This is a genomic window from Burkholderia sp. AU31652, from assembly GCF_002223155.1.
Taxonomy (GTDB): domain Bacteria; phylum Pseudomonadota; class Gammaproteobacteria; order Burkholderiales; family Burkholderiaceae; genus Burkholderia.
The window spans coordinates 2,485,081-2,497,058 of record NZ_NKFG01000005.1; the positions used below are offsets into that span (position 1 = coordinate 2,485,081).

Annotated in this window: 10 protein-coding genes; 3 read left to right on the forward strand and 7 right to left on the reverse strand. The window is 67.3% G+C overall.

The window, feature by feature from the left end; translation table 11 throughout:
* Window positions 1-132: 132 nt before the first annotated feature.
* The 6 genes from tssF to CFB40_RS28715 form a co-directional block, all read right to left on the reverse strand.
* Window positions 133-2,013: a type VI secretion system baseplate subunit TssF gene (gene tssF, locus CFB40_RS28690; RefSeq protein WP_089433091.1), complete on the reverse strand. Its 1,881-nt coding sequence runs from the start codon at window positions 2,011-2,013 to the stop codon at window positions 133-135.
* Between the two features lie 287 nt (window positions 2,014-2,300).
* Window positions 2,301-2,810, reverse strand: a complete 510-nt coding sequence (locus tag CFB40_RS28695) for an OmpA family protein (RefSeq protein ID WP_089429045.1) — start codon at window positions 2,808-2,810, stop codon at window positions 2,301-2,303.
* Between the two features lie 85 nt (window positions 2,811-2,895).
* Window positions 2,896-4,164: a diguanylate cyclase domain-containing protein gene (locus tag CFB40_RS28700; protein WP_089433092.1), complete on the reverse strand. Its 1,269-nt coding sequence runs from the start codon at window positions 4,162-4,164 to the stop codon at window positions 2,896-2,898.
* Window positions 4,161-4,868, reverse strand: a complete 708-nt coding sequence (locus tag CFB40_RS28705) for a YfiR family protein (RefSeq protein ID WP_089433093.1) — start codon at window positions 4,866-4,868, stop codon at window positions 4,161-4,163. The genes CFB40_RS28700 and CFB40_RS28705 overlap by 4 nt, the downstream gene beginning before the upstream one ends.
* A 281-nt stretch (window positions 4,869-5,149) precedes the next feature.
* Window positions 5,150-7,396 (reverse strand): xanthine dehydrogenase family protein molybdopterin-binding subunit, encoded by a 2,247-nt coding sequence (locus CFB40_RS28710; protein WP_089433094.1) that lies wholly within the window; start codon window positions 7,394-7,396, stop codon window positions 5,150-5,152.
* 1 nt (window position 7,397) lies between these two features.
* Window positions 7,398-7,892 carry a (2Fe-2S)-binding protein gene (locus CFB40_RS28715; RefSeq protein WP_089426892.1) on the reverse strand — a complete coding sequence of 165 codons (495 nt, stop codon included), beginning with the start codon at window positions 7,890-7,892 and terminating at the stop codon, window positions 7,398-7,400.
* A gap of 128 nt (window positions 7,893-8,020) precedes the next feature.
* Here CFB40_RS28715 and CFB40_RS28720 point away from each other — a divergent pair, with 128 nt between their 5' ends.
* On the forward strand, window positions 8,021-8,914 hold the full coding sequence (locus tag CFB40_RS28720; protein ID WP_089433095.1) for a LysR substrate-binding domain-containing protein: 894 nt from the start codon (window positions 8,021-8,023) through the stop codon (window positions 8,912-8,914).
* Between the two features lie 9 nt (window positions 8,915-8,923).
* Here the strand turns inward: CFB40_RS28720 and CFB40_RS28725 are convergent, their stop codons facing one another.
* On the reverse strand, window positions 8,924-9,814 hold the full coding sequence (locus tag CFB40_RS28725; protein ID WP_089426890.1) for a LysR substrate-binding domain-containing protein: 891 nt from the start codon (window positions 9,812-9,814) through the stop codon (window positions 8,924-8,926).
* 243 nt (window positions 9,815-10,057) lie between these two features.
* Between CFB40_RS28725 and CFB40_RS28730 the strand changes: the two genes are divergently transcribed.
* Both CFB40_RS28730 and CFB40_RS28735 read left to right on the forward strand, forming a co-directional pair.
* Window positions 10,058-10,960 carry an amidohydrolase family protein gene (locus CFB40_RS28730; RefSeq protein WP_011354246.1) on the forward strand — a complete coding sequence of 301 codons (903 nt, stop codon included), beginning with the start codon at window positions 10,058-10,060 and terminating at the stop codon, window positions 10,958-10,960.
* 36 nt (window positions 10,961-10,996) lie between these two features.
* A complete protein-coding gene (locus tag CFB40_RS28735; RefSeq protein ID WP_089426889.1) occupies window positions 10,997-11,902 on the forward strand; it encodes an amidohydrolase family protein in 906 nt (301 codons plus the stop codon).
* Window positions 11,903-11,978 lie beyond the last annotated feature (76 nt).

Sequence of the window (11,978 nt, forward strand, 5' to 3'; positions counted from 1 at the left end):
CTTGTTCCTTGCGTGTGATCTCAGGTTCCATGAGCCGGCTCGCCGGCCCGCAGCCCCGATAATGTAGGGTAAAACCCGAACGCTTGAAAGATACCCGCAAACGTTTTCGTTCGGGCCCTGAAAATCGAAAAACTAGACCAGCGGCTGGGTGCCCGGACGCGGGGCGCCGCGCCGAAGCGGCGCGCCGGTAGCGGCCGAAAACAGCACGACCTGCACGAAACTGGTGACCGGCACGTAGGGCGCGAAAAAGCGGTCCATCACCTGCGCGAAGCCGCTCAGGCTGAACGCGGCGAACCGCTGCTCGTCCACGACCAGCCGCACTTCCAGCCCGTGCACGAAAGCCGACGCCGGCTTGCCGGGCAGCCAGCACCGCACGCGCGCGGTCGACAACGACACGAGCGCATCGAAGCGCCGGCCGGTGTCGACGGCGTCTTCCGCCCAGCGTCCACACAGCCGCCTGAGCTGGGTCAGGCCGCCCTTGTCCAGCCGGATCGCCTGCGGCACGAGGAGCGACAGCAGGTCCCACAACTCCCCGTAGCGGAAAGCGGGCGGCCGGCTCGACGTCGGCCGGTTCAGCAGCATGACCGTGCCCGCCGGATCGCCCGCGGGCAATGCCAGTTCGCGCTCCTGCATCCCGGACAGATCGCCCTGCGTACACGACAGCCGGATCTCCAGCTTGCGATGGCCGGGATCGGCGGGGCGCCCATCCTGGTCGACCAGTTCCAGTTCGACACCGCGGAGCGACCCCGCAACGTCGGCCGGAGCCGGCGGCGGGGCCACCTCCGTCTTCTTGGTCCGGGGATCGACAGGCTCCCTCGGTGCCCGCCTTGCCTCGTCGCGCAACATCGTCCAGAACAACCCGGCACGCCTGTCCGTGCCATGCCGCAGCGACCGGAACGGCGCAAGCGTCGACGTGCCCGAGTCGGAAACTTGACGCACGGTATCGATCGACCAGATCGCCGTGCGCGGCGCGCCCGCCTGCGCGAGCGCCGTCACCGCGTAATGGGCGCAACCGGCACGCGTCTCGATCGGCTGCGCGTCGTCGGGAAACAGGTTGACGACCGGCGTGCAAAACAACCGGACGTGGCCGGCCGTGGCGGCAGCCAGGCGCTGTGCGCGGTGCGAATCGGGATGCACGCCCGCGATCGCGAGGTGGAGCGCGACGCGATGGCTGCCACCGGCGATTCGCTTGATCGCCCGCATGTCCAGGTCGACAAAGTCGAAGCGCTCCGGCACCGCGCAATACGCCATCAGCAAGTGGAACGGCCAGAGCGCGTCGTCCGGCTGCACGTCGAGCAGCGCATCGGCGGGCTCGAAGCCGACGGCCGTGAATGCCGCGTCCGGCAGGCGCTTCCAGCGCGTTGAATCGCCTGCTTCGGCGAAGCTTCGGCCGGCAAGGAGCAACACGGCATCGGTGAGCGCCGCGACGATTTCTCGCGCACCGGTGAAGTGCAGGCGCACGGTGTCCGGCACGATGGCGAACGTCGCCTTCGGCGTAGTCAGCTCGAACGTGAAGGTCAGCAGACCGGTCGTTTCAGGCGGCAACGCGACGTCGCGCGGCGCGATCGACGATGTCGTGTAACGCACCGACGACACCGTCAGCGGCACGATCGCGATGTCGTCCGCGACGCGGAATACTTCCTTGCCGACGGGCGCGATCAGCCGATCGCCGCGCGGCACGACGCGTGGCGCAGTGAGTTCGCTGCTGCGGTCGCCATGAAATTGCGCAATGGCGCACGATGGAAACGGGCGCAGGAAAGCGCCGTGCAGCGTGTCGAGAAAGCCGTGCGTAAACGCAGGCACGTCATCTTCGAGACGCATGTCGTGACACGCCGCCATCAACGCGAACGACTGCAACAGGCGTTCGACGTGCGGATCGTCCGAATGCTCGCCGGTGATCGCCAGCCGAGCGGCTATCTTCGGAAAACGTTGAGCAAACACCTGCACCGACCGGCGCAGCAGCATCATCTCGCGTTCGAAGTGCGGCAGCAGATCCTTGGGTTCGATGGCCATACTCGTTCCGTCCGTCGCTGCATGCGCGTCCGGCGATGCAGCGTTCATGAAAGCGGCACGATCTTATTCGGGCAATCCGGCTTTTGATTTCCAATGAATCGAGCGGCCACCCGTTGGCGACGACGAATTCGGTCGATGAGCGTCCTGTATTCCGCGAACATCAAGGCTCGTCGCCTGCACACGACCGCTCGGACATGTTCGGGCCAATGATGGCAAACCGTTACAACGGGCGGTATGCCGTGCGCGTCGGCACGGCATACCGACACGCCACGCGCCGCCTCATCGGCTCACCGCGGCGACACCACGATCGCCGCCCGCCGGTTCTGCGCCCTGCCTCCCGGCGTCTTGTTGTCCCCGACCGGATCGCTCTTCCCTTTCCCGACGACCGCGATGCGCTTCGCATCGAGCCCCACGTCGACCAGTTCAAGGGCGACGACCTCCGCCCGCCGCCTGGACAATTCGACGTCATACTTGTCCACGCCTTCCTGGTCCGAATATCCATAAACCCGTACCCCGTTGATCCCCGCCGAGTGGAGCGTGCGACCGATCCGTTCGACGATCCGCCGCACATCGGGCTTGAGGTTGTAGCGATCGAAATCGAACAGGATCGGCCCGGTCGAGCCGAACTCGAAACCCTGCTGGGTTTCCTGGAAACCGGCCGACTTGAGCGCGGTGACCTGCGTCTGCGTCAATCCACGATGAAGCGGCGGCGTCTTGCAGCCTCCCAGCAGCATGCACAAAAGCAGCGCGCTGCCGACGCACATGCGCCCAATGCCCACCGGAAACGTGTTGTTCATCATTGACCCCTTCGATTGCACGCGCATCGCGAGCGCTCTTCCAACCCACTGCCGCGGCCTCGCCCGCAGCGTGAAACGATGGACCTCAAGCCGCCCCCGCGACCCCTTCGGCCAGTTGCCACGAGCCTGGCCGGGCGCGCTTGGCGCGGTACATCGCGGCATCCGCCGCCCGCAGCAAGCCGCTCGCGTCCGACGCGTGATCGGGATACAGCGCAACGCCGGCACTCATCATGGTGGCCACCACGCGGCCGTCGGACAGCTCGATCGACGGCGCCATACCGGACAAGATCTCGTCAGCAATACGACATACGCTACCCGCGTCGCGCACGGCCGGCAGCATGACCGCGAATTCGTCGCCGCCCAGGCGCGCGACCAGGTCGGTCTCGCGCACCTGCGTGCGCAGCCGTGACGCGATGCCGATGAGCACCGCGTCGCCGGCGTCGTGGCCGAGGCAGTCGTTGATTTCCTTGAAGCGGTCGCAATCGAGATACAGGATCGCGACCCGCTGCCCCGTCACCCCGGCTTCGCCGAGGGCGAGTGCGAGACGCGACTCGAACTGCACGCGGTTGGGCAGCCCCGTGAGCGCATCGTGCGTCGCCTTGTGTTCGAGCGACGCGTTCTCGTCGCGCAGCGTGTTCTGCCACTCTTCGAATTCGTCGAGCAATGCATTGAAGTCGTCGCCGAGCTGGTTGAGTTCGGCAATCGATGCGGGCTCGACGCGCTGCGCGAACGCACGTTCGCGCCGCACCGCGTGGGCGACGCCCGCCAGCGCGCGCAACGGCGAAACGATGCTGCGCAGCAGGCGCTGCGAGCTGATATACGCACCGATCACGCTGACGGCCAGGCAACCGAGAATGCCGCCCACGCCGCCAAGCAGGAATCCGAAGAACTGATGCCCACGGCCGCGCACGACGACGTGGCCGACGACGATGCCGTCGTGCACCACCGGCGCGGTCACGGGCCCCGGCAACGCGAGGTCGGCGACGACGCGCTCGAGCCGCGCGATCCCGCTGCCGGCAGGCAACTGCCACGTCGCGAACGGCTGGCCCCGGCTATCCGTGACCACGACCTGCGCGACATCCTCATCGCCGGCGATCAGCCCGATCGCCTCGGCCGCCGCGACGCGGTCGCCGAACACGAGCGCGGCCTCCACCGTATACCCGAGCGAGCGGGCCAGCAGGTTCAGGTTGTTGCCGGCATACGCACGCAATGCAATCACGGCCACCACGATCAATGACACGGCGGCCATCGTGACGGCGACGAATGCGAGGCGCAGGTGCGCGCGACGCAGCACGCTTTGCAGCGTCGGGCGCGACACGCGCGACAGGGGGACCGGAGGGGCGCGCCGTGTCATGGTGCCCCCGGCCGTCGCGCAAGATTGAGCACGTTCGGATGCACGCGCACGCCACTGCGTGCGACCGCGTCGAGATTGATGTCGAACGACACGCGCTCGCCATCGACGTTGAGACAGAACATGCCGCCCGCGGTGCAGGATGGATCGTGTTCCGAAATTGTCAGCACCGGATGGCCGGCCACCGCCGCCCCCACGCGCGCGCGCTCCTCTGCGCCCAGGTTGCCGAGATAGACGATGTCGCAGGCGATGCCGAGCGCGGGATCGTCGAAGCGCACACGCTGCACGTCGAGCAGCGTCGAGCCGGCCTGCAGCGTATCGGTCAGGCCGCGCGCATAGTCGGTCCGGCCCGTGACGCACAGATGCAGGCGCACGGGTGTCGTCGGCCAACGGGTGAAACTGACGATGCCCAGCACGACTTGACGCACGGCCGTGTCGGATGTCGCCCCGCCCGGACCGGCGGGATCCGCGGGGCTTGCGGGCGCAACGATGCGCACCGTGCCGGCGGGATCGAGCGCCTCGGCGGAAGCCCCGGCAAGCACGGCCTGTGCAGCCCCCAGAACGCAAACGATTGCGACCAGCGCCTGGCGCAGCGGAGCGGTTCGACCCGGGCAGCCGGGCACCGTTCGCGCGGCGATTGCCGCCGCGTCCGCTGGCGTCGCTGCAGTCGCGAGACTGGCAGCCGACGCGCACACTTTCGCATCCATGATGGCAACATCCGCTGGCGTCGCTCCGGCGCTGCCTCCCGCCTCCCTCCATGCACGTGCAGGCACCGAATTACGCGCATGATGGCTTCATCTTAGGTAAAAATTCGCATCACCAACCAGTGGGAAACACCCGCGAGCAGCGCGAGAACTTGTGCGGAATCGGCGCTTGCGCGCGACGATGCGGGCGAACGCATGCGCCGACGTCGACCCGGCTGCGACGTCGGCGCATTGATCAGCGGAATAGCGGCCGATGCGAGTCAAACTTCATACGTTCGGTCACGCTACGCCACCGCCGACAAATCGAAAGGCGTCTCCCGCAACCGCTTCCCCGTCAGCCGGAATACCGCGTTCGCAATCGCCGGCGTCACCGCCGGGCTCGACAGCTCACCGACACCGCCCGGCTTCGCCGGATCGCCCTGCACGATGTGAATGTCGGTATCGGGCATGTCGCTCATCCGCATCACGCGATACGTATCGAAGTTCGACTGCTGCACGCGGCCGTGCCGGAAGTCGATGCGATCGGACGTCGCGTGGCCGAGCCCCCACATCAGGCCGCCGTACAGTTGCTCGTCGACGCCGGCCGGCGACACCGCGATCCCGCAATCGGCGACACACGTCAGCTTCTCCACGCGCACCGCGCCGTCCTTGCGCACGACCCGCGCGACCACCGCGACATAGCTGTCGTACGCCTGGTTCGTCGCGATGCCGAGTGCGACACCGTCCGGCAGCGGCTGGCCCCACCCCGCTCGTTGCGCCGCTTCACGCAGCACGGCCGCATGGCGCGGCCGGTCGCGCATGTGCGCGAGCCGGAACTCGACCGGGTCGCGCTTCGCCGCGTGCGCGGCCTCGTCCATCACCGATTCGACCGCGAACACGTTCGGGATGTAGCTCACCGCGCGGAACCAGCCGGTCGGCACGCCCGTCTCCATCCTGATCCAGCCGATGTCGCGATGCGGCGCCGCATACGCGAACTCCCATTTCGTGATGGCCTCGGTCGTGCTGAAATCCATCCGGTCGGCGCGCTCGAGATAGCCGGGCTCCCACTGCTGCGGCGAGGCGGGCATCACGGCGCGCAGCCACAGCGACGCGAGATTGCCCTGCGCATCGAGCACCGCGTGCGCACGGTGGTAGCTTGCCGCGTGATAGAACAGCGCGCGCATCTCGTCCTCGCGGCTGTTCATCAGCTTCACGGGCTTGCCGGTCTTCATCGCGAGCCACGTCGCCTCGAACAGCCAGTACTTCGATTCGCGCGCGCCGAAGCTGCCGCCCGACACCAGCTCGTGCAGCGTCACCCGATGCGAAGGAATGCCGCCGATCACCTCCGCCGCTTCGATCGCGGTCGACGGCACCTGCAGCCCGCCCCAGTACTCGATGCCGCCGTTGCGTGCCCACACCGTGAGGTTGATCGGCTCCAGCGGATTCGCGGCCTTGTGCGGCATCGCATACGACGCCTCGATCGTGCGCGCGCCGGCCGCATGGGCCTTCGCCGGATCGCCGTCGGCGATCGTCGGCACGACGCGCGCGGCCGGATCGTCGAGCCACGCGGCCTGGCGCGCGGCGAGCGTGCTGCTGTCGAAGGTTTCGAACAGGCTGTCCTCCCATTCGATCGTCAGCGCGGCCTGCCCTTGATGTGCGGACCAGTAGTCGTCCGCGAGCACCGCGACGCCGGCCTGGTTGCCGCCGAGCACGTCGGGGCGCGGCGGAATCTGCAGCACGTCGCGCACGCCGGGAATCGCGAGCGCCGCCTTCGCATCGACGCTGCGCACGCGGCCGTCGATCGCCGGCGCACGCGTGACGACCGCGACCAGCATCCCCGGCAGCGACACGTCGATGCTGTACGGAAACGAGCCGTCGGCCTTCTGCGCGGCGCCGCGCTTCTTGCGCAGCTTGCCGATGTAGCGGAACTGCGCGGGATCTTTCAGCGCGACCTGCTTCGGCGCCGGCAACGGCGAGGCCGCCTGCGCGAGCGCGCCGTACGTCGCCCGGCGGCCGCTCGACGCATGCAGCACGGCGCCGTCTGCCGTCGTACACGCAGAAGCGGGCACGCCCCATTGATGCGCCGCCGCTTCGACGAGCATCGCACGCGCGGTCGCGCCCGCTCGACGCAGCCGGTCGTACTCCATCGCGACACTCGTGCTGCCGCCGGTCGAGAACACTTTCCACAGCGGATGAAGGTAGTCGGCGAAGAACGGATCTTCCGGCGTGATCACGTCGACCCGGAACGGATCGACGTCGAGCTCCTCGGCCACCACCGCCGCGAGCGCGGTGCGCGTGCCGGTGCCCGAATCGTGCTTGTGCACGACGAGCTTGATCGTGTCGTCGGGCAGCACGCGCACCCACGCGTTCGGTTCGAATTCGCCGGCGGCCGGATGCGGATCGCCGCTCGCGTGCTTGCCGGCGGCCGCCGCGTCGGGCATCCGGAAGCCGATCGCGATGCCTGCGGCCAGCAGCGCCGAACCCTGCTTGAGAAAACGCCGGCGCGGCGTGCCATCGCCATGCGGTGCATCCGGTGCGTGATCGTCGCGCATGTCACGCCTCCTTCGCGGGTTCGGCCGCGGCCTTCAGCGACGGATCGCCGGACGCCGCACGCTTGATCGCGCGGTGAATGCGTGCATACGTGCCGCAGCGGCAGATATTGCCCGACATCGCCTGCACGATCGCGTCGTCGTCCACCGGCTGCCCGCCCTTCAGCAGCGCGGCCGCCTGCATCAGCTGCCCCGGCTGGCAATAGCCGCATTGCGGCACGTCCTCGGCCACCCATGCGAGTTGCAGCGGATGCCGCCCGTCCGGCGACAACCCCTCGATCGTCGTCACGTGCCGCCCGTGCGCGGCGACGGCCGGAATCAGGCACGCGCGCACGGCCTGCCCGTCGAGATGCACGGTGCACGCGCCGCACAGGCCCTTGCCGCAGCCGAACTTCGTGCCGGTGAGCTTGAGCCGGTCGCGCAGCACCCACAGCAACGGCATATCCCCCGGTACATTCTCGAGCGAATGGCGTGTATCGTTCACGACGATGTCGATCATGCGCGGTCTCCTGATTCGCATTCCTGGGTCGGCCCGCGCCCATCGCGCGGTTCCGGAGCATTATCGAAACGCGATGCGCGGGTGCGCCAGCGATCATTTCGTCGAATCCCTGTCAGTCGGACTAACAGATGCTCAAGCGATACCCTTCGATCCAGTCGATGCAGGCGTTTCTGCACGCTGCGCGGGTCGGCAGCTTTTCCAGCGCGGCACGCCAGCTGGCGCTCACGCACAGCGCGATCAGCCAGCAGATTCGCTCGCTCGAGGAATTCATCGGCCAGCCGCTGTTCGCCCGCGCCGGCGGCCGCGTGATGCTGACCGATGCCGGCACGCTGTTCGCGAACCAGTTGTCGGACGGGCTCGAGCAGATCGATCGCGCACTGTCGTCGGTGAAGGGGCGCACGACCGGGCCGTCACTCCGGCTCGACGTCGATCCGGAACTGATGCAGGGCTGGCTGCCCGCGCGGCTGCCGGCATTGATGCGCACGCTCGACGGCACGACGCTGACGGTGCTGTCAGCGCCGCGCCATGATCGCGATGCATTCGACCACGTCGATGTCGCGCTGCGCTATGGCTACGGCGAATGGGAAGGCGTGGACAGCGCGCTGGTCTGCCCCGACCGGCTGACCGCGATGGCCGCGCCGGCGCTGCTCGAACGTTACGGGCTGACCGCGCCGCTCACGCCCGAACAGGTGTTGGAGCTGCCGCTGCTCGGCTATACGAAGCGGTCGTGGATTCCGTGGCTCGAAGCGGCGGGCCTCGAACCCGTCGAACCGGACACGATCGCCGTGTTCGACAACGCGGCGGGGCTCGTCGCAACGCTCGCGTCCGGGCTCGGCGCCGGGCTGGTGCGCGGGCTGCTCGCCGCGGATGCGCGCCGCGACGGACGGCTCGTCGAACTCTGCACGATCGCGATTCCGACGCACTACAACCTGCACGCGATCTGGCCGCGCGAGCGCCATGCGCGCGTCAAGCCGCTGGTCGACGCGATCGGTACGCTGGTCGCGCAGTCGCTCGCATGTTGATGCGCGCCGCTACGCGCTGAACTCCGCCGCGACCTCGCGCACGGTGTCGAGGAACGCGCCGAGCACCGCGGACGTATCGTCCGCGCGGTAGCGCGCCTGCAGCGACACCTCGAGCGCCGGCGGCAGCAGCGGCACGAACGCGACGCCGCCCGTCGAGATCTGCCGCGACGACGCGGGCAGCAGCGCGACGCCCAGCCCTTCACGCACCAGCGACAGCAGCGTGTGCACCTCGACGACCTCGTGCGCGATCCGCGGCGTGAAGCGCGCATCGACACAGCTCTGCTGCAGGAAGCGCGCCAGTTGCGAATGCCGCAAGCCGAATGACACGAACTGCTCGCCGGCCAGCTCGCCGAGCGCGATCGCGTCGCGCGACGCGAGCGGATGGCCTGACGGCAGCACGGCCACGGCCGTTTCGCGCACCACGATCTCGCTGCGGATCGCCGGATCGTCCTGGAACAGCCGGAAGAAGCACACGTCGAGCCGCTTCTCCTTCAGCGCATCGATCTGCGCGGCCGGCGTCATCTCGTGCAGCGACCAGTGCACGTGCGGATGGCGTTCGGCGAACACGCGCAACGCACGCGGAATCGGCACGACCATCGCCGAGCTGATGATGCCGACCGCGAGCCGCCCCACTTCGCCGCGCCCCGCGCAACGCGTGAGATCGATCGCGCGATCGAACTGCGCGACGATCAGCGGCACCTGCTCCTTCAGTGTTTTCCCTGCCTCGGTCAATTCGACGCGATGCTGCGAGCGTACGAACAGCGCAGTGCCGAGCTGCTCCTCGAGCAGCCGGATCTGCTGGCTCAATGGCGGCTGCGAGATATGGAGCCGCGCGGCCGCGCGCCCGAAATGCAGTTCGTCGGCCAGCACCGCGAAGTAACGCAACACACGCATGTCCATATCGCAAACGTATCAAGAGCGTCAGTAAAAAATATTGTACAGAGCACATTCGGCTGGTGACACTCGGTCTCAAGCAGCAGTGCACGTCGCAGTGTGTCACTCGATGCCGGCGAGGGGAAGGCGCAAAAAAATAATGCGCCTTGCAAAGGGCCGCATGAATCCGACCGACAGGTCGCTTCATCGACGTGCCTGCCCGCGATACGGCAACCGGCCTTTCCGGTTCCTCTCAAGGAGATCGAGTAGATGATCATCGACACCAGCTGTTACCCGACGAATCTCGTCGACCTCGCATGGCGTCACGACGGCCCGCCGTTCACCGGCGAGCGCCTGATCGAGACGATGAACGGCCCGTTCCTCATCAACGGCAAGCCGCGCCGCGTCGACAAGGCGTTCATCCAGCCGCCGCAAGGCAACACCATCTATACGTATACCGACGGCGAGAAGTCGGGCACCGAATCGATCGACGCGTACATGGCGTACACGGTCGAGATGGTGCGCAAGCACCCCGACCGCTTCATCGGCTGCTTCGTCTACAACCCGCGCTGCGGGGTGGAGAACGGCGTGAACGCGATCGATCACTACGTGCGCAAGCTCGGCTTCAAGATGGTGCAGTTCCAGGCCAACATGCATGCGTACCGGCCCGACCGCGCACTCGACTGGCTGCGCCCCGCGCTGAAGAAATGCGCGGAACTCGGCGTGCTCGTGAAGCTGCACACCGGCGACGGCCCGTACAGCATCCCGACCGAGTGGGTGCCGATGATCAAGGAATTCCCGACGGTCAATTTCATCATGGCGCACTTCGGGGTGCAGACGGGCGGCGTCTACTGCTTCGAGCCGTTCCAGCTCGCGATGGACCTGCCGAACGTGTATTGCGAATCGGGCTGGTGCCTGCAGTCGCGGATCGTCGAATTCGCGAAGGTGCTGCCGAAGCACAAGATCCTGTTCGGCTCCGACACGCCGCCGAACGAACCGGGCATGTGGCTGCGGCTGCTCGAGGTGCTGTGCTTCGATCCGCCGCAAGGGATGAATCTCGACGAGGACACGCTCGAGGATTACCTCGGCAACAACACCGCGCGAATGATCGGCCTCGAACCGACGCCCGCGCCGCGCACCGTCGACGAAGCGAAAGCCCTGCTCGCCGCCTGACGCCCGCGCCCCTCTCTCCCGATTCCGGAGCATTGCATGATCATCGATACGCACCTGCACCCGACCAACCTCGTCGACGAGGCCTGGCGCCACACCGGCGAACCGTTCACCGGCGAACGCCTGCTGAAGATGATGGACGGCCCGTACATCATCAACGGCAAGCCGCGCCGCATCGACATGGGCTTCATCCAGCCGCCGCCGGGCAACACCGGCTATCGCGACGGCAACCGCCGCGGCCGTGAAGGCATTCGCGACTACATGGCGTATATCGCCGAACTCACGCAGAAATACCCCGACCGCTTCATCGGCAACTTCACGTACAACCCGCGCTGGGGCCCGGAGAACGGCGCGGCGGAACTCGAATTCCACATCAGGGAGTACGGCTTCAAGATGGTGAAGCTGCACGCGAACATGCACGGCTACCGGCCCGATCGCGCGCTCGACTGGCTGCGCCCCGCGATGAAGGTCTGCGCGAAGTACAACATCGTCGTGCTGATCCACACCGGTGACGGCCCGTACACGATCCCGACGCAGTTCTATCCGATCATCCGCGAGTTTCCGATGGTGAACTTCATCATCGGTCACTTCGGGATCCAGACGGGTGGCAACTACTCGTTCGAAGCGTTCTGGATGGCGATGGATACGCCGAACGTGTACTGCGAATCGGGCTGGTGCTACCAGTCGCGGATCGTCGAGTTCGCCCGCGAGCTGCCGCGCAACAAGATCGTGTTCGGCACCGATTCGCCGCCGAACGAACCCGGCATGTGGCTGCGCGAGCTGGAAATGCTGTGCGGGCCCGCGCCGCAAGGGATGGATCTCGACGAGGACGGCCTCGAGGACTACATGGGCAACAACATCGCCCGCCTCGTCGGCATCGAGCCGACCAGGCCGCCGAAGGATCTCGACGAAGCGCAGAAGCGCCTCACGTCGACCTACCTGTAACGCGCCGGCAGCCGGATCGCGTGCCGCATCGAACACGCGTGCGATCCGGCCTTTCCCCTTCCGCATCCGACGGAGT

Coding starts and splice junctions, on each gene's coding strand:
- tssF (WP_089433091.1), bottom strand. CDS start 2,013: ATGGCCATCGAACCCAAGGATCTGCTGCCGCACTTCGAACGCGAGATG.
- CFB40_RS28695 (WP_089429045.1), bottom strand. CDS start 2,810: ATGAACAACACGTTTCCGGTGGGCATTGGGCGCATGTGCGTCGGCAGC.
- CFB40_RS28700 (WP_089433092.1), bottom strand. CDS start 4,164: ATGACACGGCGCGCCCCTCCGGTCCCCCTGTCGCGCGTGTCGCGCCCG.
- CFB40_RS28705 (WP_089433093.1), bottom strand. CDS start 4,868: ATGGATGCGAAAGTGTGCGCGTCGGCTGCCAGTCTCGCGACTGCAGCG.
- CFB40_RS28710 (WP_089433094.1), bottom strand. CDS start 7,396: ATGCGCGACGATCACGCACCGGATGCACCGCATGGCGATGGCACGCCG.
- CFB40_RS28715 (WP_089426892.1), bottom strand. CDS start 7,892: ATGATCGACATCGTCGTGAACGATACACGCCATTCGCTCGAGAATGTA.
- CFB40_RS28720 (WP_089433095.1), top strand. CDS start 8,021: ATGCTCAAGCGATACCCTTCGATCCAGTCGATGCAGGCGTTTCTGCAC.
- CFB40_RS28725 (WP_089426890.1), bottom strand. CDS start 9,814: ATGGACATGCGTGTGTTGCGTTACTTCGCGGTGCTGGCCGACGAACTG.
- CFB40_RS28730 (WP_011354246.1), top strand. CDS start 10,058: ATGATCATCGACACCAGCTGTTACCCGACGAATCTCGTCGACCTCGCA.
- CFB40_RS28735 (WP_089426889.1), top strand. CDS start 10,997: ATGATCATCGATACGCACCTGCACCCGACCAACCTCGTCGACGAGGCC.